Below are 22,772 nucleotides of genomic sequence, written 5' to 3'. Positions count from 1 at the left end.
CTGTAATTAAGAATGATTATCCTTTAGCTTGCGCGGCCCGCCTTTCGGGGGCTTGTCGGCGGTGCGCCGCGCAATCAAAAGAAAAAGCCGCGCAAACGAATGTCCTGCCGATTGCCGGGTCCTGGAAATTGCCTATTAATAATCACTCTCATTTCCAGGCATGGCAGCCCTCCATGGATGAACCCGCCCGCAACACCCGCGCCGGACCCTCGGCGACCCTTCGTACCCGCCGCCGCTAACGGCGTTTCCCAGCACTTTCCAGGGGCCTGATGGTTCAGGCCCGCGGCCGCTTTTTGCTTAAAGAAATTCAGGAGACAGCATGTCCACTTTCGATGATCAGCAGGATTGCCCCGCTTGGCCCGAGGCGTTCGCCGAGCGCTATCGCCAGGCCGGCTACTGGCGCGACGAGACCTTTGGTGACTTGTTGCGCGGCGCCGCCCAGGCCTTTGCCGAGCGCGAAGCGCTGACCGATGGCGAGCTGCGCCTGAGCTACCGGCAGCTGGACCAGCGGGTCGATCGGCTGGCGGCCGGCCTCTACCGCCTGGGGCTGCGGGCCGGTGACAACGTGGTGCTGCAACTGCCCAACCGCGCGGCTTTCGTCGAGGCCTGCTTTGCCCTGTACCGCCTCGGGGTGCGGCCGATCTTCGCCTTGCCGGCCCATCGGCACCTGGAGATCGGCCGCTTCTGCGAGTTCGCCCAGGCCCGCGCCTACCTGTGCGCCGATCAGGAAGGCGGTTTCGATTTCCGCTCCCTGGCCCGCCAGATCCAGGCCGGCCAGCCGCACCTGGAGTGGGTGATAGTGGCCGGCGAGGCCGAGGAGTTCACTGCCCTGGAGGACCTTTACATTGAGCCCGCCGCGCAGCCGTTGCCAGCCCCCAGCGCCGATGCCGTGGCCTGCTTCCAGCTCTCCGGAGGCTCCACCGGGATTCCCAAGCTGATCCCGCGGCGGCACCAGGAATACCTCTACAACCTGCGGGCCAGTGTCGAGCGCTGCGGCCTCTCCGACAGCAGCGTGTACCTCGCAGTGCTGCCGATGGCCCACAACTTTCCCATGTGCTGCCCGGGTTTCATCGGCACCTTGTCGGTGGGCGGCCGGGTGGTGCTGAGCGGCTCGCCAAACCCGCAGGTGTGCTTCGATCTGATCGAGCGCGAGGCGGTGACCCATACCGCCCTGGTGCCGCCCCTGGCCCTGGTCTGGATGGAGGCGGCCCAGGCCCGTGGCCGCGGCCTGCCCCAGTTGCAACTGCTGCAGGTGGGCGGCGCCAAGCTCAGCTTCGAGGCGGCGCGGCGCATCGAGCCGGTGCTTGGCTGCCGGTTGCAGCAGGTGTTTGGCATGGCCGAAGGGCTGATCTGCTACACCGACCCGCAGGACCTGCCCGAGCGGGTGCTGCAGACCCAGGGGCGGCCGTTGTCGCCGGCCGATGAAATCCTCGTGGTGGACGAGCAGGAGCGGCCGGTGGCGCCGGGGCAGGTGGGGCAATTGCTGACCCGTGGTCCCTACACCATCCGCGGTTACTACCGTTACCCCGAGCACAATGCCCAGGCCTTCACCGCCGACGGTTTCTACCGCACCGGCGACCGGGTACTGCTCACCGCCGATGGCTACCTGATGGTCGAGGGGCGGGACAAGGACCTGATCAATCGCGGGGGTGAAAAGATCGCCGCCGAAGAAGTGGAGAACCTGCTGCTCAGCCACCCGGCGGTGGCCGACGTGGCGTTGGTGGCGATGCCCGATGCCTTCCTGGGCGAGCGTACCTGTGCCTTTGTCATTGCCCGCGGCACCGCGCCCCGCGCCCCGGAACTGTTGCGCCACTTGCGGACCCAGGGCCTGGCCGCGTTCAAGCTGCCGGACCGCTTCGAGTTCATCCCGGCGTTTCCCCAGACCGGGGTCGGCAAGGTCAGCCGCAAGCACCTGCGTGAAGCGATCCAGGCCCGCTACTTCGGGGCCCAGGCCGACTCGCTGGAGGGGAATGCTGCCCGTGGCTGAACGACAAGGACTCTCCAGCCTCTTGCACCCGGTGCGCGGGCGCCTGCTGGCGGCGATGCTGCTCCAGGCCCTGGCGGCCCTGGTGGGCTTGCTGCCGTTCATTGCCGTGGCGGAACTGGCGCCGCTGCTGCTGGCCGGCGAGCTGGATTCAAGGGGCGCGCGGTTCTGGCTGCTGGCCGGCGCCGCGGCCTTGCTCCTGCGCCTGCTGGGGCTGGCGGCGGCGTTGCAGATCACCCACCTGGCGGACAGCGACCTGCAGCGCCAACTGCGCCAGCGCATTGCCGAGCACCTGGCGCGGGTGCCCCTGGCCTGGTTCGGCCAGCAGCGGGAAACCGCCGAGCGGGTACTGCTCGACGATGTCGCTGCCTTGCACCAACTGGTGGCCCACTTGCCCAACAACCTGGTGGCCGCGCTGGTGGTGCCCCTGGCCAGCCTGGTCTACCTGCTGACGGTGAATGTGCCCATGACCCTGGTGGTGCTGGTGCCGCCGCTGGTGGCCCTGTGGCGCTTGCGGGTCATGCGCACGGCGGCCTACCGTGGCGAACGCCAGCGCCTGGGCGCTGCCCTGGGCGAGCTGTCCACGGCCACCCTGAACTTTGTCCAGAGCATCGCCATGGTCAAGTCCTTCGGCCGGGTGGAGCGGGTGCAGAACGATTTTTTCGGCGCGGTGCAAGGCTTCGGGCGGTTCTTCTCGCAGTGGGTCGAGCGCTGGGCCGGCCTGGGCGCCAGCGTCGAGGTGCTGCTGTCGCCCCTGCTGGTGCTGGCCCTGGTGCTGGTGGCCGGAGTGCCGTTGCTGGCCTGGGGCGGGCTGCAGCCGGCGCAGCTGCTGCCATTCGCCTTGCTGGGCCCGGCCCTGGCGGCGCCGGTGGCGGCCCTGGGGCACGGCGCCGATTCCCTGGTGCAGGGGCGGATGGCGGCGCAGCGGATCCGCCAGGTGCTGGACACCGAGCTGCTGGCGCAGCCGTCCTTCTCCCGGCAGCCCGAAGGCCATCAAGTGACCTTCGATGCCGTGGATTTCAGCTACCCCGATGGCACCCAGGTGCTGCGGGGCATCGACCTGCAGTTGCAACCCGGCACCCTGACCGCCCTGGTGGGGGATTCGGGGGCCGGCAAATCGACCCTGGCCACCCTGCTGGCGCGCTTTGCCGATGTCAGCGGCGGGGCCATCCGTATCGGCGGCGTCGACCTGCGGGACATGGACAGCGCGACCCTGTATCGCCAGGTGGCCTTTGTCTTCCAGGAGGTGCGCCTGCTGCGCAGCAGCGTCCTCGACAACCTGCGCCTGGGTCGGCCTGAGGCCAGCCTCGCCGAGGTCGAGGAGGCGGCCCGGGCGGCGCAGATCCATGAGCGCATCAGCGCCTTGCCCGAGGGTTATCACAGCCTGTTGGGCGCCGGGCTGCAGCTGTCCGGTGGGGAAGTGCAGCGCCTGGGCATTGCCCGGGCGATGCTCAGTCAGGCGCCGATCCTGGTGCTCGATGAAGCCACGGTCGCCAGCGATCCCCATTCTGAAGCGGCGATCCAGCAGGCGCTGTCGCGCCTGGCGGCAGGGCGCACGGTGCTGGTGATCGCCCACCGCTTGAGCAGTATCCAGGACGCCGAACAGATCGCCGTGTTGCAGGGCGGGCAACTGGTGGAGTGCGGCCGGCACCAGGCCCTGCTGGCACAGAAGGGGGTGTATGCCGGGCTATGGGCGGCGGAGCAGTTCAGCGCCACCGGGCTGACGAGGGCTGACTCATGATCCGCGCCCTGTTGAGCAGCCTGCAGCCGCGGGAAGCCGGCCTGCTGCGCCGAGCCCTGGCGGCCACGGCCTTGAGCGCCCTGGTCCAGGGCGCCGCGCTGGCGCTGTTGCCCATGGCCTTTGCCGCGCTATTCGAGGCGGCCTCGGGCAGTGCCTCCTGGCGTTGGGCCGCGACCTTTGCCGCCCTGGCGGCGCTGTGCCTGGGGCTGCGTCGCTACGCCCAACTGGCCGGCTACCGGGCCGGCGCCGCCGCTGCGCAATCACTCAACCTGCGCATCGGCCAGCAGTTGGTGCGCCTGCCACTGGAGTGGTTTGTCGAGCGGCGCAGTGCCGAACTCAACCGTCTGGTGACCCACACCGTGCTGCAGATCATGAGCGCCCCGGCGCACCTGCTGCAGCCCATGGCCAATGCCTTGCTGACGCCCCTGGCGTTGCTGCTGGCACTGTTTTTCTATGATCGCTCCATGGCCCTGGCGGCATTGGCCAGCGTGCCGTTGCTGTGGCTGTTGTATCACTGGGGCGTGCGCTGGGGCGGCCAGGCCGAGCGCTTGAGCGAGGCTGCGGCCAACGAGGCGGCGGCGCGGGTCCTGGAGTTCCTGCGTCAGCAGCCACTGCTGCGTGCCAGCGGCCGCAACGGTGAAGGTTTCAGCCTGCTCACCGAGGCCTTGCAGCAACAGCGCCAGGCTCAGCGTCGGGCCCACTGGCGGACCTTTCCGGCGGCCCTGGGGCTGGCGGTGGTGCTCCAGGCCAGCTACACCGCCGTGCTCCTGTGCGGCCTGTACGCGGTGCTTGGCGGCAGTCTCGGCGCCGTGCAGTACCTGGCCCTGGCGGTACTTGCCACCTGCCTGGTGGAACCCATGGGTGCGCTGGTCAACCTGGGCACCACCTTGCGCCAGACCCACCACGGCCTCAACCGCCTGCGCCAGTTGCTGCAACTGCCAGCGCTGGCGGAGCCGAACCAGCCCCAGGAGCCTGAAGGGCATCGACTTGAAGTCCGCGACCTGGGCCTGGTCCGCCAGGGCCAGGCGGTTCTGCAGGGCATCAACTTCACCCTGGAACCGGGCTCGCTGAACCTGCTGGTGGGGCCCTCGGGCTCCGGCAAGTCGAGCCTGCTGCGCTTGCTTGCGCGCTTCAGCGATCCCGACCATGGCTCCATCCTGCTGGGCGGTGTCGACCTGCGCCAGTTGTCTAGCGAATGCCGGGATGCCGCCATTGCCCTGATGTTCCAGGACTGCCCGCCACTGGCCGCCAGCCTGCTGGACAACCTGCGGCTGGGGCTTCCTGAAGCCAGCGACGCGCAGTTGATGGAGGCCGCCCGCGCCACCGGCCTCGACCGTCTGGCCGAGCGCCTGCCCCAGGGCTGGCAAACCCGGGTGGGCGAGGGCGGTGTCAGCCTGTCCGGTGGTGAGCGCCAGTGCCTGGCCCTGGCCCGAGTGCTGCTCAAGGACGCCACGCTGGTGCTGCTGGACGAACCCACCGCGGCCCTCGATGCCATCAGCGAGGCCCGGGTCAACCGCAGCCTGCTGGCCCTGGCGCGCAAGCACACGGTGCTGCTGGTGACCCACAAGCCGACCCTGGCCCCGAGCGCCGGGCAGATCCTCCTGCTGGACCAGGGACGCCTGGCCCAATGCGGCAACCATGCACAACTGATGGCGACCCCGGGTCGCTACCGCGAGCTGTTCCACGAGCGTGAGGCGATCAATCGCTGGCGCTTGCGCCAACCCTCAGCCGTTGCTCCTTCTTCTGTACCTCCCTATTCCCTATCCGAAAGGACCGTCCACCATGACTGATCACCCAGCACTGGCACGCGCTCATCCCGCGCACGCCGGCCTGAGTCATTCCCCCCAAGGACTTTGCGAAGGCATTGCACGCCTGCTCGGCTATGCCGCCGAGGACCTGGAAGCCGAGACCTCGCTGATCGAGCAGGGCCTCGATTCGGTGAGCATCATGCGCCTGCCGGCCCTGCTCGCCGCCGAAGGCGTGACCCTGGGTTTTGCCGAACTGATCCGACAGCCAACCCTGCAGGCCTGGTGGGCGCTGATAGAGGCCCGGCGCGCCAGCTCAGCCCCGCGCCTGCAGGCCGTGGCCGGCCCCGCCCCGAGCGCCGACTTCGGCCTGACGCCGCTGCAGCAGGCCTACTGGTTCGGCCGTGACCCGGGCATGCCCCTGGGCGGTGTCGGCTGCCACCTGTACCAGGAACTGGACGGCCAGGATCTGGATCCCCTGCACCTGGAACAGGCCCTGCGTCGCCTGTGCCAGCGCCACCCGATGCTGCGGGCCTGCTTCATCAGCGACACCTGCCAGCGCATCCTGCCCCAGAGCCCGTGGCCCGGGCTGACCGTGCATGACCTGCGCCAGGCCTCCTGCGTGGCCACCGCCGAGGCCCTGGACGTGATCCGCGAGCGGCTGTCCCAGCGCTGCCTGGAGGTGACCCGCGGGGAAGTCTTCGACGTGCAATTGAGCCTGCTGCCCGAAGGCCGCACGCGTCTGCACTTGAACATCGACCTGCTGGTGGCCGACGTCCTCAGCATCGGCATCCTGCTGCGCGACCTGGCGCTGATCCACGCCGGCCAGGAACAGCAGTTGCCCGCTCTGGACTGGGATTTCGCCCATTACCTGCAGGCTGAGCAGGCGCTGCGTGCACCGCAGCTGGCGGCGGCCAAGGACTACTGGCTGCCACGCCTGGAGGCCTTGCCGGACGGCCCGCAACTGCCTCTCGCAGAGGACCCGCAAAGCCTTGGCACCCCGCGGTTCCGGCGCCTGGCCATGCGCCTTGACCGGGGCCAGCTGCAGGCCCTGGAAGACCGCGCCCGGGGCCACGGCCTGACCCTGGCCAGCGTGCTGGCTTGCGCCTATGCCCAGGTGCTTGGGCGCTGGAGCGCCAGTCAGCATTTCCTGCTCAACGTGCCGTTGTTCAATCGTCAGGAACTGCACCCCTGCGTGCCCCACCTGCTGGCGGATTTTTCCAACCTGGTGCTGCTGGAAGTGGACCTGCGCCAGCCGGCGGACTTCTGCCAGCAAGCCCTGGCTCTGCAGGCCCGCCTGCACCAGGACATCGCCCACAGTGCCTGGCCCGGGGTCGAGGTGCTGCGCGAGCGGGCGCGCCTGCATCAGGGCACGGGCCAGGGCGCGCCGGTGGTGTTCGCCTGCAACCTGGGCCCGGCGTTCGTCGACGAGACCTGCCGCCAGCAGTTGGGCGAACCGGGCTGGGCCCTGTCGCAAACCCCCCAGGTGTGGCTGGATCACCAGAGCTATCCAATGGCCGATGGCCTGCTGTTGAACTGGGATGCAGTGGATGCACTGTTCCCCGCGGGCCTTCTGGAGTCGATGTTCGACGCCTATCGCCAACTGCTGCTGTGGCTGTGCGCCAACGACTGGCAGCAGCCGGCGCCACTGCCCTTGCCCGCGAGCCAGCAGCAGGTGCGCCAGGCGGTCAACCACACCGCCCATGCCTCAAGCGCGGCGCTGTTGCACCAGGGCTTTTTCCAGCAGGCCCGGCAGCAGCCCGAGCGGCTGGCGCTGATCTGCGACCAGGGCAACCTGAGTTACGCCGAGCTGGCCCGCGAAGCCCTGCAACTGGCCGGGGCCCTGCTGGACTGGGGCGTGCAAGCCGGTGACGCCGTGGCGATCACCCTGCCCAAGGGCCGCGAGCAGGTGATCGCGGTGCTGGGGATTCTCGCCGCCGGTGCGGTCTATGTGCCGGTCGGGGTGGAACAGCCGCCTGCGCGTCGCGACCTGATCTATCAACGAGCCGGCGCCCGGCTGGTGATCACCGACGCGGCCCGCCGCGACGGCGGGGTGTGGCTGGCCGAATTGCAGGTGGTGACCCTGGCCCATGCCCGGGCCGCGACTGCCCTGAGCCAGCCGCTGGCGGTGGCGCCGAGTGCCCTGGCCTATGTGATCTTCACCTCTGGCACCACCGGCGAGCCCAAGGGCGTGGAGCTCTGCCACGGCGCCGCGATGAACACCGTCGAGGCGATCAACCGGCGCTATCGGGTCGGCGCCGAGGACCGGGTGCTGGCCGTCTCGGCCCTGGATTTCGACCTTTCGGTGTATGACCTGTTCGGCCTCTTGAGCGTCGGCGGCGCTCTGGTGCTGCCCGCCGATGAATGCCGCAAGGAGCCCCAGGAATGGCTGCGGCTGATCCGCGAACAGCGGGTGACCCTGTGGAATTCGGTGCCGGCGCTGCTGGACATGCTGACCCTGCAAGTACGCGATGACGCCGGGCTCGGGGCATTGCGCCTGGCCATGGTTTCCGGCGACTGGGTCGGGCTCGATCTGCCGCGGCGCCTGCGCCAGGCCGGTGGCCGCTCGCTGACATTCGTGGCCCTGGGTGGGGCCACCGAGGCGGCCATCTGGTCGAACCTCCAGGAGGTCGAGGAGGTGCCCGGGCACTGGCGTTCGGTGCCCTATGGCCGGCCTCTGGAGAACCAGTGCTTCCGGGTGGTGGACAGCCAGGGCCGCGACTGCCCGGACTGGGTGCCCGGTGAACTGTGGATCGGCGGCGCCGGAGTGGCCGCCGGCTATCGCGGCCTGCCGGTCCTCAGCGCCCAGCGCTTTGTCCAGTACGACGGCGGGCGCTGGTACCGCACCGGCGACCAGGGCCGCTACTGGGCCGATGGCACCCTGGAGTTTCTCGGGCGCCTGGACCATCAGGTCAAGGTCCGCGGCTTTCGCATCGAGCTGGCGGAAATCGACCTGGCCCTGGAGCGCCACCCAGCGGTGAGCCGCGCCGTGAGCCTGATCCTGCCGGGCTCTGAAAGCCAGCTGGCAGTGGCGCTGGTGGGCCACGAGACCCTGCCCGACGCCAGCAGCCTGCGCCAATGGCTGGCCCAGCAACTGCCCGAACACATGCTGCCGGACAGTTGGCTGGCCCTGCCGGAGCTGCCCCTGAGCGCCAACGGCAAGGTCGACCGCGCGGCGCTGGTGTGGCTGCTGCAGGAACAGCGCCGGGGCATCCAGCCCCACAGCGAACAACCCCCGCAAGGCCCCTGGGAAGAGGCCGTGGCCGCGCTCTGGGAAGAACTGCTGGAGGTACCCCGGGTAGGGCGTCACCAGGGCTTCTTCGCCCTGGGCGGCAATAGCCTGCTGGCGGCCCGGCTGATCGAACGCATCGCCCGGCAGTTCCAGCTGGAACTGTCACTCAAGGATTTTTTCAACGCGGCCACCGTGGCCCTGCAGGGGCAGTTGCTTGCCTCGCGCCGGGAGCAGCGGCCCGTCAATCAGAACGCAATGGTGGAGGGCGTGCTATGACGCTGCAACAACTGCAACAGGACCTGCAACAACAGGGCGTGGAACTCTGGGAAGAACAGGGCCGCCTGCGCTATCGGGCCCCGGCCGGGGTCATGGACGAGGCGCGCCTGGCGCGATTGCGCGAACACAAGGACGCATTGCTGCAGGCCCTGCAGGTGGTGCAGATGCCGACCCTGGAAGCCGACCTGTCGGCCCTGGAAGAACCCTTCCCGCTGACCGATGTGCAGGCCGCCTACCTACTGGGGCGTACCACCGCCTTCAGCTACGGCGGCGTGGCCTGCCACGGCTACCTCGAGTTCGCCCAGCAGGACCTCGACCCGGCGCGCCTGGAGCGCGCCTGGAACCAGTTGATCGCGCGCCACGAAATGCTGCGCGCGGTGGTGCTGGAGGAGGGCTACCAGCGCATCCTGCCCCAGGTCCCGCACTATGCGATCCCTTGCCATGACCTGCGCGACGATGACGGCAGCGCCTTGCAGGCCCTGCGCGAGCGCATGGAACTGCGCCGTGCCACGCCGCAGCAATGGCCGTTGATCGAACTGCGGGTCAGCCAGGGACGCGAGCAGTCGCGCCTGCACCTGTCGGTGGACCTGCTGGTGTGCGACTACCAGAGCGTGCGCATGTTGCTGGCCGAGTTGCAGCAGCTGTACCGCGGCGAAGCGCTGCCGGCGCCGGCGCAGATCAGCTTCCGCGATTACGTGCTGGGGGAGCGCCGCCTGCGCGAGCAGCCGCGCTACCAGCGTGACCGGCAGTATTGGTGGGAGCGGGTCGATAGCCTGCCGGGGGCGCCGGAACTGCCGCTGCTGGGGGCGCCCAGCGGGCCGCGCTTCCAGCGCCGGGCCATGAGCCTGGAAGCCCGGGATTGCAACGCCCTGCGCCTGAACGCGGCGGCGGCCGGGGTCGGGGTGTCGGCGGCGATCCTTTCGGCTTATGCCGAGACCCTGGGACGCTGGAGCCGGCGCGGGCATTTCTGCCTGAGCCTGACCCTGCTCAATCGCCTGTCCCTGCACCCCCAGGTGGACCGCCTGGTGGGCGACTTCAGCTCGGTGGAACTGCTGGAAGTGCAGACCCTGCAAGGTGGCAGTTTCGGCCAGCGCAGCCAACAGCTGCAGGAGCAACTGTGGCAGGACATGGACCACCGGCTGTGCTCGGGCATCGAAGTGCTGCGCGAACTGGCGCGGCGCAAGGGCCAGGACGCGGCGCTGATGCCCTATGCCTTCACCAGCACCCTGGGGGCCGGTGGCGAAAGCGGCGGCGGGGCCTTCATGCCCGGCGCCGAACTGGTGTTCGGCATCAGCCAGACGCCCCAGGTACTGATCGACTGCCAGGTCAGCGAACGGGACAACGGCCTGGCGATCAACTGGGACATTCGCGAAGGGGTGTTCAGCGAGGCGTTGCTCGACGACCTGTTCGACACCTTCGAGCGCCTGCTCAAGCGCCTGTCCCGCGAGCCCTCGGCCTGGACCCTGGACGACTGCCTGGAGTTGCCGGCGGCCCAGCGCTTGCAGCGCGAACTGGTGAACCAGACCGCGCAACCCCTGCCCAGCGGATTGCTGCACCAGCCGTTCTGGCAGCAGGCCGCCGCCACGCCAGAGCGCGTGGCGTTGATCCAGGGCGCCGGGCAACTGAGCTACGGCGAGTTGGCCGGGCGTGCCGAAGCCGTGGCCGAAGCCCTGCTGGACGCCGGCTGCCAGCCCGGTGAACGGGTTGCGGTGTGCATGGACAAAGGCCTGGAACAGGTGATCGCGGTGCTCGGCATCCTGCGGGCCGGCGCCGCCTACCTGCCCCTGGACACCAACCAGCCCGAGGTCCGGCGCGAGCTGATCCTCGACAACGCCGAGGTCGGCCGGGTACTCAGCCAGTCCTGGCTCAGCGACCGCCTGAGCTGGCCGGCGCGGGTCACTCAAGTGATTGCCCTCGACCAGGGGCCAGCTGCGCCCCAGCGTCGACTGCCAGAGCTGGACATCGACCCACAGCAACTGGCCTACGTGATCTACACCTCGGGCTCCACCGGCATTCCCAAGGGCGTGATGATCAGCCACCAGGCGGCGCTCAACACCATCGTCGACATCAACCAGCGTTTTGCCATCGGGGCCGATGACCGAGTGCTGGCCCTGGCGAGCCTGGGCTTCGACCTGTCGGTGTACGACATTTTCGGCCTGCTGGCGGTGGGCGGTGCCCTGGTGCTGCCCGACCCGCAACGCCGCGCCGACCCGTCGCACTGGGCCGAGTGCGCCCGCGAACACGGGGTGACCCTGTGGAACTCGGTGCCGGCGCAGTTGCAGATGCTCACCCACTACCTGCAGGCGGTGCCCGCGGCGGCCCCGACCTCGTTGCGCCTGGCGCTGCTGTCGGGGGACTGGATTGCCCTGAACCTGCCGGCCGAAGCCGCGCGCTGCCTGCCGGGCCTGCGCCTGGTCAGCTTGGGCGGTGCCACGGAAGCGGCGATCTGGTCGATCTACTACCCGATCCAGCAGGTCAACCCCACGTGGCGCAGCATTCCCTACGGCAGGCCCTTGGCCAACCAGCGCTTCATGGTCCTCGACGAGCAGGGCCGCGACCGCCCGCAAGGGGTGGCCGGCGAGCTGTACATCGCCGGGGATGGCCTGGCCCTGGGGTACCTGGGGGATGAGGAGAAAACCGCCGAGCGTTTCGTCGATCACCCACGCAGTGGCGAGCGCCTGTACCGCACCGGTGACCTGGGTCGCTACCTGGAGGACGGTCTGATCGAGTTCCTCGGTCGCGAGGATTTCCAGGTCAAGGTGCGCGGTCACCGGATTGAACTGGCGGAAGTGGAAAGCGCGCTGCTCAGCCACCCCCTGGTGGAATCCGCGGTGGTGGTGGCGGCAGGCGAGGGCGCCTTCGACCGGCGTCTGCAAGCTTGCCTGCGGGCCAGCCTGCGGGAGCTGCCGCTGCCTTGGCCGGCGCAGTTGGAGAGCCTGACCCAAGCCGCGGCGCAGGCGGTACGCGGGGATTTGAGCGACGCGCAGGTGAGCGAGATGTCGGCCTGCGTCGAGCGTGCCGCCTTGCTGTCCATGGGCCTGGCCCTGCAGCGTCCGGGGCTGTTCGAGCAGCCGAGGCAGGCCCATGGGCTGGAGCAGATCCTGGAGCTGTGTGCAGTTGCCCCGCGCAACCAGCGGCTGATTCGCCGCTGGCTGCAGGCTCTGGCCCGGGAGGGGCTGGTGCAGCACGATCGGGACAGCGGCGGCTATTCGGACCTGCGGGTCGAGCGCGAGCAATACCAGCAGTTGTGGCAGCGCATCGACACCCTGGAAGCCAGCGTCGGCTGGGGCGCCGAGGTGCTGCGTTACCTGCGCGAAAGCCAGGAGCAACTGCCGGCGCTGATGAGCGATCAACTCGATCCGCTGCACCTGCTGTTCCCCCAGGGGCGCACGGACACGGCCGAGGGCGCGTACCGCAAGAACCTCATCAGCCAGTACCTGAACCAGGCGGTGTGCGCCGCGGTGCAGGAGATCATCCGCCAGCGCCCGGCCGGCCAGCGCCTGCGCTTGCTGGAAATCGGCGCCGGGGTCGGCGGCACCAGTGCCGACCTGATCCCGGCCCTGGACGGGCTGGCGGTGGACTACCAGTTCACCGACCTGTCGCAGTTCTTCCTCAATGAAGCCCGGGAGCATTTCGCCGCTTATCCCTGGGTCAGCTACGGCCTGTTCGACCTCAACCAGGACCATTGGGCCCAGGGCGTGGCCGCCAACTCCCTGGACGTGATCCTCTGCGCCAACGTGCTGCACAACTCCCGGCATGCCAGCCGGGTGCTGGCGCGGCTGCGGGAAATGCTCGCCCCGGGAGGCTGGTTGATCTTCATCGAGGCCACCCGCGACACCTACCAGATCATGGCCTCCATGGAGTTCAAGGAGGGCCTGAACACCTTCGAGGACTTTCGCGCCGAGCTGGACACCACCTTCATCCGCCGCGAGCAGTGGCAGCAGTTGCTGCTGGAAGCCGGGGGCGAGACGCCGCTGTGCCTGCCCAAGGCCGACGATGCGATGTCGGAGATCGGCCAGCACCTGTTCATCACTCGCTTCAAGAGCGAGCGCCAGACCCTGGCGCCCGATGCCCTGCGCGCACACCTGGCGCAGCGCCTGCCGGACTACATGATCCCGGCGGACTGGCAGATCCTCGACGAAATGCCCCTGACCGCCAACGGCAAGGTCGATCGCCAGGCCCTGGCGCATATCGGCAGTGCCGGGCCCGAGCAGCAGGTGAGCAGCGGCGCCGCGCCGCGGGATGATCTGGAGCGCAGCATCGCCCAGGTCTGGCAGAGCCTGTTGCGGGTGCCGACGGTAGGCCGCGAGCAGAGCTTCTTCGAGCTGGGCGGCGACTCGCTGCTGGTGGCGCAAGTGGTGGGCCGCCTGCGCGAGGCCTTGCCCCAGGCCCGTGATTTGCCCTGGAGCGACCTGCTGCGCCAGTTGATCAACCAGCCGACCGTGGCGGCCCTGGCCGACTACCTGCGGGGCCAAGGGGTGCAAGCCGATTCGCCGCTGGTGCGGATCAGCGACAAGGCCCAGGGGCCGACGCGGATCTTCGTCCATGACGGCAGTGGCACCCTGGCGCCGTACCGGGCGCTGTTCGCCGCCCTGGGCGAAGAGGCGCCCCTGGAAGGCCTGGTGCTCAATGATGTCTCGGGCTACCTGGCCCTGGAACCGGCCACCGCGATTCGCCAATTGGCCGAGCGTTATGCCGACACCCTGCAGGCCGAAGGCCGGCGCCAGGTGAGCATCGTCGGCTACTGCCTGGGCGGGCTGCTGGCCACTGAACTGGCGGCGTGCCTGGCGGCGCGGTGCATCGAGGTGCTGCAGTTGAGCGTGATCAGCAGCTACCGGGTGCCGTTCATGATCGAGGACGACCTGCTGGCCGAGTACGTGTTCGCCCGGGTGATGCAGGCCGACCCGCTGACCCTGGGTTACCCCGCGGACGAGCAGGCCATGGAACGCTGCATTGCCCGGGTATTGGCCCAGACGCCGGGGCGGGTGCCCCAGGGTTCCTTGCTGGCCTTGAGCGACGACCCGCAGTGCGCGCCGGCCCTGGCCAGCCTGCGGCGCCTGGCGGCCAAGACCCCGGAGCAGCGTCTGCAGGCGGTGGCCGAGGCCATGCGGCACGCGGGCTCGCAGCTCAGCGACCCGGCCTGGCTGCAGGAACAGTTGCAGGTATTGCGCCATAGCCTGGCGGCGGTGGCGCTGCATGAGGCTACCCCCTACCAGGGCGACATGCTGTTCATCCGCCAGAGCGGCGAGGTCCAGGTGCTGCCGGGCATGCACCGCGACATGAGTGCCTATTGGCAGGCCCTGTGCCTGGGCGAGCTGCGGGTGGTGGATGTGCCGGGGGACCACTTCAGTTGCATGCAGAGTCCCCAGGTGGAAGCCGTGGCCCGGGCCTTCGATGCCCCCGCCGAGGTGGCGGCATGAAGGGCGCGATGATCGGCTTGCTCGGAGCCTACGGCAGTGTCGGCCGGCAGGTGGCCTTGCTGCTGGCCGACAGCGGCCGCCTGCGCCTGGGGGGGCGCGATGCCCGGCAGGCCGAGCAGCTCAATCAGCAGCTTCAGGGCCGGGCGCAGGTGCGCGCCGTGGACCTGTGGGACGAGCAGAGCCTCGCGGCGTTCTGCGACGGTTGCCAGTTGGTCATCAATTGCGCCGGGCCCAGCTATCGGATTCTCGACCGGGTGGCCCAGGCCGCGCTGGCGGCTGGCGCCGACTACCTGGATGTGGGGGGCGACGATCCGCTGCATGAGCGCTTGCAGGGCAAGGTCCCGGCCGGGCGCCGGGTGCTGCTGTCGGCGGGCATGCTGCCGGGGCTGTCGGGGCTGTTTCCCCAGGTGCTGGCGAGCGGCTTCCAGGAAGTGCGGCGGATGCATTGCTACGCCGGCGGCCTGGGACGGCTGTCGGCGACCGCGGCCGAGGATTTTCTGCTGAGCCTGGACAACGGCTTTGGCCAGGCCCAGTTCGGCTGGTCCGCGGGGCGTCCGCAGCGGTTGGCCAGCAGTGCCGCGCAACCTCTGCAGCGTGACTGGCTGCCCGGCGCCGCGGTGCAGGCGGTGCCCTACCTGAGCACCGAGCAGCAGCGGCTGTTCGCGGGCCTTCAGGTCGCCAGCGGGCAGGGCTTCAACCTGTTCGAAGGCGGCCAGTTGGCGGCGGCCCTGCAACGTATCCAGGGCTCCGATCCGCAGACCCGGCACAGCCCGCAGAACATTGCCGCGCTAGTCCAGGCCAGTGCCCTGGATGTGGCCGGGCGCACCCCGTACCAGGTGCTGGCGGTGGATATCGAAGGCCTGCGCGATGGGCGCGAACAGCACGCCAGCGCCTGGCTGCGGGCCAGCGACGGCTCGCGCCTGACCGGCAGCGTCGCGGCCTACTGCGCCTTGCACTGGGCGCACCTGCCCGAGGGCCTGCATTACGCCGCCCAGGTGCTGGATGCCGCGGCCTGCCTTGCGCAACTGCGTCGCTGGTTGCCGGACACCCGGATCAGCCTGCCCCTGGCAGCGCCTGCGTACCCGGCCGATGTTGAGGAGGGAGTGTTGTGAGAAAGGCTCCCAGTGCCTGGTTGCGCCGATACCTGCAACCGCAACCGCCCCGTTGCCGGCTGGTGTGTTTTCCCCATGCCGGGGGCAGCGCCGGCTTCTTCAATGACTGGCGCGGCCTGTTACCGGCGGACATCGAGCTGATCAGCGTGCAGTACCCGGGGCGTGAAGAACGCCTCGACGAAACCTGGCCCGGCAGCCTGGAGTGGATGGCCGGCACCATCACCCGGGCCCTGTCCGACCTGGTGGACCGGCCGCTGGTGCTGTTCGGCCACAGCCTGGGTGCGGCCCTGGCCTTCGAGGTGGCCGCGCGCCTGCAGCAGCAGGGCTCGGCGCCCCAGCGGCTGATCGTGTCGGCGCACCCGGCGCCCCATCGCCAGCGTCACAGTGCGCTGCACCTGGGGCCGGATGCCGGGCTGCTGGAGGACGTGCGGCGCTTGTCCGACGGTGCGCCGTCACCCCTGGACGACCCCGCCTTGCGCGAGCTGTACCTGCCGGCGCTGCGTAACGACTATCGGCTGATCGAGTCCTACCGCGGTGATATCAGCCGTGCCCTGGACCTGCCCCTGAGCGTGTGCCTGGGGGCGCGTGACCCTGAGGTCGACCCGGACGAAGCCTATGCCTGGGCCGAGACCAGCGCCCAGGTCACGGATTTCCAGTCCTTTCCCGGTGGCCACTTCTACCTGCGCGACCAGCAGGCCGAACTGCTCAGGCACCTGACCCGCCTGCTGGCCGGCCACGGCGAGCCGGCGTGGCAGGCCTGGCCTTCGACTCCCTGAATTTCCACTTTGGCAGACATCGACATGAAAACACCCGAGCAATGCAGCGACCTGCACGACATCCGCTGCGGTATCGACGCCATGGATGAGCAGATCATCCAGGCCCTGGGCCGGCGCCTGGCCTACGTCAAGGCCGCGGCGCAGTTCAAACCCACAGAGCAGAGCATCGCCGCCCCGGAACGGGTCGCCGCCATGCTGCCACTGCGTCAGCAATGGGCCGAACAGGCGGGGCTGGACCCGCTGTTCGTGGTGCCGCTGTTCGCCCAGATCATCCACTGGAACATTGCCCAGCAAGTGCGCCACTGGCGGCGCCAGCACGGGCTGGAGCAAGGAGCTCAAGATGAGTGAATCCTGCCTGTCCGGGCTGACCCGGGCCCTGCGCAAGGGCGAATCCCTGGCCCGGCGCCGGGGCCGGGCGGTGCTGGTGGTGTACAGCCTGGCCGCCGAGCGCCTGGACCCGTTGCGGTTGTTTGCCGCCAACCGCCAGGTGCTAGGCCAGAGCCTGTTCTGGTCCAGTGACCAGGGCGCCCTGGCCCTGGCCGGGTTCGGCTGCACCGAAGAAATCAGCCCGCCGGCCGCCGAGCGTTTCGCCGCCAGCACCCAGGCCTGGCGCCAGTTGTTGGAACAGGCCCACCAGGTGGGGCCGAAGCGGGCGTACCTGTGTGGCGGTTTTGCTTTCGACCCCCAGGGCCCCGGCAGTGCCCAGTGGCAGTCGTTTGCCGCCACTTCCCTGGTGCTGCCACGGATCCTGTTGCTGCGCGAAGGCGAGCAGCAGCATTGGCTGTTCAGCCTGTGGGTCGAGCCTGGCGCCGATGTAGCCCAGAGTGCCGGCACCCTGGAAGCGGAATGGACGCTGTTGCACGCGCGCTACAGCCACGCCCCGGCGGCGCAGCTGCCCGCCGAGGCCAGGGCCGAGGACGATCCGCAGGCCGCCGGGCGCTGGCAGGACTGTGTTGCCCAAGCGATTGCACGGATCCAGGGTGGCGAGTTGAGCAAAGTGGTGCTGGCCCGGGAAGTCTGCCTGCGGGCGAGTCGCAGCATTCCCTGCGGGCCCTTGCTGGAGAATCTCCAGGTGGCCTATCCCCAGGCGTTCCTGTTCGCCTTCAGCCGCGGCGACAGCTGCTTCCTCGGTGCCACGCCGGAGCGCTTGGTCCGGGTGGCCCGGGGCACTCTCAACACCGTGGCCCTGGCCGGCACCTGTGCTCGCGGCCTGCATGAACAGCAGGACGTGGAACTGGGCCAGGCCTTGATGGACAGCGCCAAGGACCGCCACGAACACGCCCTGGTGGTGCAGACCCTGCGCGAGGCCCTGCAGCCGTACTGCGCCATGCTGGAGATTCCCCCGCAGCCGCAGTTGCACCGCCTGGCCCACGTCCAGCACCTGCTGACCCCGGTGCTCGGGCGCCTGCGGCCCCAGGTCGACCTGCTGCAAGTGGTCGATGCCCTGCACCCGACCCCGGCGGTGGGCGGCCTGCCACGAGCCAAGGCCCTGGACTACATCCGTGAGCACGAGCAACTGGATCGCGGTTGGTACGCCGCCCCGGTGGGCTGGCTGAATGCCGAGGGCGACGGCGAGTTCGCCGTGGCCCTGCGCTCGGCGCTGATTCGTGGCAACCAGGCGCACCTGTTTGCCGGCTGCGGCATCGTCGGCGAGTCGGACCCGCAGAGCGAATACCAGGAAACCTGCCTGAAGTTACGCACCATTGGCGAAGCTTTGCGCCCGCCAGCAGCCGCGCCGAGCGTGGCCGCGAGCGGCGGACAGGGCGCCTTGTAGCCGCTGCCGCAGGCTCGCGGCGATGTTGAAGGCACCGAGGCCCCTTCGGTGCCTTGCGCAGCCTGCGGCAACGGCTACAGGGGGCGGTTTCGGGCGCGGCCCCTGGCATTGGAAAAAACGCCGGTGTGGTCGTATCTTTGCGCCTCCCTTGATTCGACCACTCTGGCGAGCAGCGATGAAATCCGACGTGTTGATCAACACCCTGCTAAGGCTCGAAAACGCCTTCAACGATCCTGGTGAGAATCCTCTGCGGCGCATCGACGCCTGCATCGCCGAGGTGGCCCGGTTGGCCGACCCGGCCAGCATTGGCCCGCTGTTGTCGTTGCTCGACGATGAGGCGGAATATGACGAGGTGATGTTTTCGCTGATTCACGCCGCTGAGCATTTCGATCTTCCGGTGTATGTGCCGGCGTTGCTGGCGGCGCTGCCCGGCTTGCAGGAAAACAGCCCGAGGTGGGCGCAGATCCTTTTCACCCGGGTGCTCAACAGCGAGCCCGCGCGCCTGGAGATGGTCCGTGCCTTGCGCGAAGCGGTGCCAGCGGTCAAGGCGGCGGCCCTGGAATTGGCCGATTCGATTTGTAGGAGCCGGCTTGCCGGCGAACCGCGCAGCGGCCGGTGAGTGCGGTTCATGGCGAGGGAATGCGGTGCTCTTGCGGGCCCCTTCGCTGGCAAGCCAGCTCCTACGGCTGAGCAAATGTGCACCCTGTAGGAGCCGGCTTGCCGGCGAACCGCGCAGCGGCCGGTGAGTGCGGTTCATGGCGAAGGAATGCGGTGTTCTTGCGGGCCCCTTCGCTGGCAAGCCAGCTCCTACGGCTGGCGCGATAGCGGCGTCGTCTTTGCCGGCCGGCCGGTGGGTGCGGTTCATGGCGAGGGAATGGGGTGTTCTTGCGGGCCTCTTCGCTGGCAAGCCAGCTCCTACGGCTGGCGCGATAGCGGCGTCGTCCTTGCCGGCGAACCGCGCAGCGGCCAGTGAGTGCGGTTCAAGGCGAAGGAATGCGGTGCTCTTGCGGGCCTCTTCGCTGGCAAGCCAGCTCCTACGGCTGGCGCGATAGCGGCGTCGTCTTTGCCGGCGAATCGCGCAGCGGCCGGTGGGTGCGCTTCATGGCGAGGGAGTGCGGTGTTCTTGCGGGCCGCTTCGCTGGCAAGCCAGCGCCTACACAGGTCCGCTTCAGCTGGTGGGGATGGCGCTGGGTGGCGGGCCGGCGAGGGTATGGCCGGGCTTGGCCCGCAGCAGGGCGTTGATGGCCTGGCCGTAACCCTTGCCCGCCAGGCTCATGCTGTTGTTATGGGTGCCGCCGGGCACCAGCAGCAGTTTCTTCGGCTCTTGCGCCACCTTGAACAACTCCTTGCTCAGGCGCGCCGGTACGTAGTCGTCCTTCAGGCCATGGACCACCAGCAGCGGCATGCCGATCTCGCCGATCTTGTCGATGGAGTCGAACTTCTGCGACATCAGCCAGCGCACCGGCAGGGAGGTCTTGGTCACCGCCGCAGCGGCATCGGCCAGGGTGGTGAAGGTGGATTCGACGATCAGCCCGCGGGCGGCAATCGGTGTGTGCTCGCTGGCGGCCTGGCGACCCAGTTCGGCCGCCAGGTCGATGGCCACCGCGCCGCCCAGGGAGTGGCCGTAGATCAGGCGCTTGCTGGCGTCGGGTTGCAGTTCCTTGAACCGTTCCCAGGCGATGCGCGCGTCTGCGTATACGCTGCTTTCCGAGGGCAGGTCGCCGTGGCTCTGGCCAAAGCCGCGGTAGTCGATGGCCAGTACCGAGTAACCCAGGGCGTGCAGTTGCTCGATGCGAAACAGCTGGCCGGTAAGGTTCCAGCGCACTCCGTGCAGGTAGAGGATCGCCGGGGCATCGGCGCGTTGCGCCGGCCACCACCAGGCGTGGATGTTCTGCCCGGCCTTGAAGCTTTTCGGCTTGAGTTCGAACTCCTGCACCGTGCTCGGCAGGCCGCGGTACCAGCCGGCGGTGCCGGGCTCGATGCGAAACACCAGTTGGCGTTCCTGGTGTTCGAGCACCGCGCAGCTCACCGGCAGGCCGACCACCAGCGCGGCCATGCACAGCAGGGAAAACCAGCGACGGCGCAGGCGCGGGAGCAGGGTTGGGGACATGGAAGGTTTCACCACACAACAGTCGAAAGCGCGTTTTAACAGATGTGCCGCGACGGCTGCAGGAATTTCGGCGCAACGGTCGGCGGCAAGGGTTAGCAAATGCTACAGGGGAGGGCGGCAAGCGCCGTGGCCACCCGCTAACGGAGTGGGCCACGACGCGGGTGAGGCTTTAGAAGCTCCAGCGGGTGCTGAGCATGACGTTCCGCGGGTCACCGTAGTACGACGAGTTGTAGAAGCCGATGTTGGTGAAGTACTTCTTGTCGAACAGGTTGTTGACGTTGAGGGTGGCCGAGACGTTCTCGGTGATCTGGTAGCGGGCCATCAGGTCCACCAGCCAGTACGGGTCCTGGGCGAATTTTTCCTCGGTGCCCTTGCCGTAGTTGCTGAGGATCTTCCAGCCAGTGCCCTGCCAGCGCACGCCGCTGCCCAGGGTCAGCTTGTCGAGGCTGCCGGTCAGCTTGTAGCTGGTGTAGAGGTTGACCTGGTCTTCCGGTTCCCAGGTGGAGACCTTGGCCCCGCTCTGGTCGCGAATGATCTTGTGGGTGTAGCCGGCCTGCAACTGCCAGCCGGGAGCGAGCTCGCCGGAGATTTCCGCTTCATACCCCTTGGCCTTGGACTTGATGCCCTTGGACGCATAGTCCAGGCCGGGGGTGGTGGGGTTGGCGTTGTAGGCCAGGTCATCCACCGGGCGGTTTTCTTCATGCACTTCGAAATAGGCCAGGCTGGAATTCAGGCGGCCGTCGAAGAACTCGCCCTTGAGGCCCACCTCGTAGTTGGTGCCTTCGTCGGGCTTGAGCACCTTGTCGTTGCGGTCGCGGTAGTCGTCCTGGGGCAGGTAGATCTCGGTGTAGCTGGCATAGACGGAGAAGTTCTGGTTGAGGTCGTAGACCACCCCGGCGTAGGGAATGATTTTGCCGGTGTCCTTGGTCTGGCTGGTGCCGCTGACCTCGTAGTTGTTGACCCGGCTGCCCAGCAGCAACGAAAGGTCGTCGTTGAGGCTGAAGCGCGCAGTCATGTAGCCGGCGCTCTGGCGGGTGGTCTCGTCGTTCTTCTTGGTCATGCTGCCCCAATCGGGCTTGGGGCTGTGCCCGTCCCAATTGAAGTAGTCGTAGAAGTTGTTGTGATTGGTGGCGCTGGTGAAGTCCCGGCCTTTCCAGTGCGAGTTGGAGATCGATGCCCCGACCACCAGCTGATGCTCGCGCCCCAGCAGGTCGAAGGGGCCCGTGGCGTAGAGGTCGCCGCTGTCGCTGACGGTTTCGCCGGTGTACTTGCGGGTCAGCAGCGAGGCGATGCCGGTCTCGGCATTCGGCGACATCAGCGAACCCAGGGGCGCGTTGTAGCCATTGATCTGGTGGTTGTACTGGGCCTTGGCCACCCAGCCGTTGGCGAAGCTGTGCTCCAGGGTGCTGAACACCGTGCGGGTGTATTGCGACCAGCGGCTCCAGTTGGCGCCGTTGTTATAGGAGCGCGAGGTGCTGATGGCGTTGCCCTTGGAGTCGTACAGCGAACTGCTACCCGACCAGCTGGAGCCCTTGGGGTCGTTGTCCTGATAGTCGGCGCCGACGGTCAGCAGGGTGTCCGGCGACAGGTCGAACTCGAGGATGCCGTAATAGACGCTGGTCTGGCGCTGGTAGTGGTCAAGGAAGGATTTCTTGTCCTGATAGGCGGCGACCATCCGCCCGCGGACATTGCCGCTGTCGGTGAGCGGCCCACTGACATCGACCTGCGAGCGGTAGTTGTCCCAGGAGCCGGCGCCGAGGTCGATATGCCCGGCGAATTCGGCGGTGGGTTTCTTGCGCACCATGTTGATGGTGCCGCCGGGGCCGCCGGCACCGGTGAGCAGGCCGGTGGCGCCCTTGAGGATTTCCACCCGGTCATAGATCACCGTGTCGGTGAGGGTATGGCCCGAGGAGTACTGCGCGTCCTGGAGGATCGGAATCCCGTCGTACTGGAAGTTCTGAATCGCAAAGCCGCGGGAGAAGTAGCTGGTGCGGTCGCTGTCGTAGGTGGCCACGGTGATGCCGGGAGTATGGCGCATCACCTCGTCGATGGAATTGAGGCCGAAATCGTCCATGGCCTGGCGGGTTACCACCGAGATCGACTGCGGGGTTTCCCGCGGTGTCAGCACCAGCCGGGTGGCGGTGGCGATGGTGCCCGGAGTGTAGGAGCCGCTGCCTTCGGTGACGGTGCCCAGCTGGTTGGTGGTGACCGTGGTTGCCCCCAACTCGACCCGTTCGCCGCCGCTGGCCTGGACCACCCGATACCCCGCGCCTTCGGCCACCGCTTGCAGGCCCAGGGGCGCCAGCAGGCGGCGCAGGCCTTCGCCAACGGCAAAGCGGCCGTTCAGGCCAGTGCTGCGCTTGCCGGCGCTGAGGCTGGCGTCGACCACGACCATGGCCCCGGATTGCTGGCCGAAGGCCCCCAGCACCTGGTCCAGGTTGCCTGGGGCGATGGTGTAGTCGTGCGGCTGGCTGTCAGTGGCTGCGGCGCCGGGTTCGGCGGCCAGCAGCGGCAGGCTGGCGCTGGCGATGGACAGGCCGATGATGACCGGGCGCAAGGCCGCGGCAAGGGGCGTAAGGCGAATGTGCATAAGGAAAATCCG

General features: G+C 68.5%; 12 protein-coding genes. 10 read left to right on the top strand and 2 right to left on the bottom strand.

Annotated elements, in window-relative coordinates; all coding sequences use genetic code 11:
• Window positions 1–319: 319 nt before the first annotated feature.
• From ACZ5BO_RS20555 to ACZ5BO_RS20510, 10 genes are all read left to right on the top strand, one after another.
• On the top strand, window positions 320–1,987 hold the full coding sequence (locus ACZ5BO_RS20555; RefSeq protein ID WP_464696324.1) for a (2,3-dihydroxybenzoyl)adenylate synthase: 1,668 nt from the start codon (window positions 320–322) through the stop codon (window positions 1,985–1,987).
• Window positions 1,971–3,725: an ABC transporter ATP-binding protein gene (locus ACZ5BO_RS20550; protein WP_464696323.1), complete on the top strand. Its 1,755-nt coding sequence runs from the start codon at window positions 1,971–1,973 to the stop codon at window positions 3,723–3,725. The genes ACZ5BO_RS20555 and ACZ5BO_RS20550 overlap by 17 nt, the downstream gene beginning before the upstream one ends.
• Window positions 3,722–5,515: an ABC transporter ATP-binding protein gene (locus ACZ5BO_RS20545; protein WP_464696322.1), complete on the top strand. Its 1,794-nt coding sequence runs from the start codon at window positions 3,722–3,724 to the stop codon at window positions 5,513–5,515. Before ACZ5BO_RS20550 ends, ACZ5BO_RS20545 begins: the two co-directional genes overlap by 4 nt.
• Window positions 5,508–8,978, top strand: a complete 3,471-nt coding sequence (locus tag ACZ5BO_RS20540; RefSeq protein ID WP_464696321.1) for a non-ribosomal peptide synthetase — start codon at window positions 5,508–5,510, stop codon at window positions 8,976–8,978. Before ACZ5BO_RS20545 ends, ACZ5BO_RS20540 begins: the two co-directional genes overlap by 8 nt.
• Window positions 8,975–14,398 carry an amino acid adenylation domain-containing protein gene (locus ACZ5BO_RS20535; protein ID WP_464696320.1) on the top strand — a complete coding sequence of 1,808 codons (5,424 nt, stop codon included), beginning with the start codon at window positions 8,975–8,977 and terminating at the stop codon, window positions 14,396–14,398. The genes ACZ5BO_RS20540 and ACZ5BO_RS20535 overlap by 4 nt, the downstream gene beginning before the upstream one ends.
• Window positions 14,395–15,510 (top strand): saccharopine dehydrogenase NADP-binding domain-containing protein, encoded by a 1,116-nt coding sequence (locus ACZ5BO_RS20530; RefSeq protein WP_464696318.1) that lies wholly within the window; start codon window positions 14,395–14,397, stop codon window positions 15,508–15,510. Before ACZ5BO_RS20535 ends, ACZ5BO_RS20530 begins: the two co-directional genes overlap by 4 nt.
• The gene (locus ACZ5BO_RS20525) at window positions 15,507–16,286 is read left to right on the top strand and encodes a thioesterase II family protein (protein WP_025129886.1); all 780 of its coding nucleotides are present in this window, start codon (window positions 15,507–15,509) and stop codon (window positions 16,284–16,286) included. Before ACZ5BO_RS20530 ends, ACZ5BO_RS20525 begins: the two co-directional genes overlap by 4 nt.
• Window positions 16,287–16,310: 24 nt before the next feature.
• Window positions 16,311–16,634, top strand: a complete 324-nt coding sequence (locus tag ACZ5BO_RS20520; protein WP_025129887.1) for an isochorismate lyase — start codon at window positions 16,311–16,313, stop codon at window positions 16,632–16,634.
• The gene (locus ACZ5BO_RS20515) at window positions 16,627–18,060 is read left to right on the top strand and encodes an isochorismate synthase (protein ID WP_464696317.1); all 1,434 of its coding nucleotides are present in this window, start codon (window positions 16,627–16,629) and stop codon (window positions 18,058–18,060) included. Before ACZ5BO_RS20520 ends, ACZ5BO_RS20515 begins: the two co-directional genes overlap by 8 nt.
• 175 nt (window positions 18,061–18,235) lie before the next feature.
• Entirely contained in the window at window positions 18,236–18,679 is a 444-nt protein-coding gene (locus ACZ5BO_RS20510; RefSeq protein WP_025129889.1) for an Imm30 family immunity protein, read from the top strand.
• A gap of 549 nt (window positions 18,680–19,228) precedes the next feature.
• On the opposite strand, the gene ACZ5BO_RS20505 is transcribed toward ACZ5BO_RS20510, so the two are convergent.
• Window positions 19,229–20,170, bottom strand: coding sequence for an alpha/beta hydrolase (locus tag ACZ5BO_RS20505; protein WP_464696316.1), 942 nt, complete (start codon window positions 20,168–20,170; stop codon window positions 19,229–19,231).
• A 169-nt stretch (window positions 20,171–20,339) separates the two neighbouring features.
• On the bottom strand, window positions 20,340–22,760 hold the full coding sequence (locus ACZ5BO_RS20500; RefSeq protein ID WP_464696315.1) for a TonB-dependent siderophore receptor: 2,421 nt from the start codon (window positions 22,758–22,760) through the stop codon (window positions 20,340–20,342).
• Between the last annotated feature and the right edge of the window lie 12 nt (window positions 22,761–22,772).

The sequence above is a fragment of the Pseudomonas sp. FFPRI_1 genome (assembly GCF_055384485.1).
Note: the sequence above shows the minus strand (reverse complement) of the source record. Positions and strands in the feature narration are given on the sequence as shown.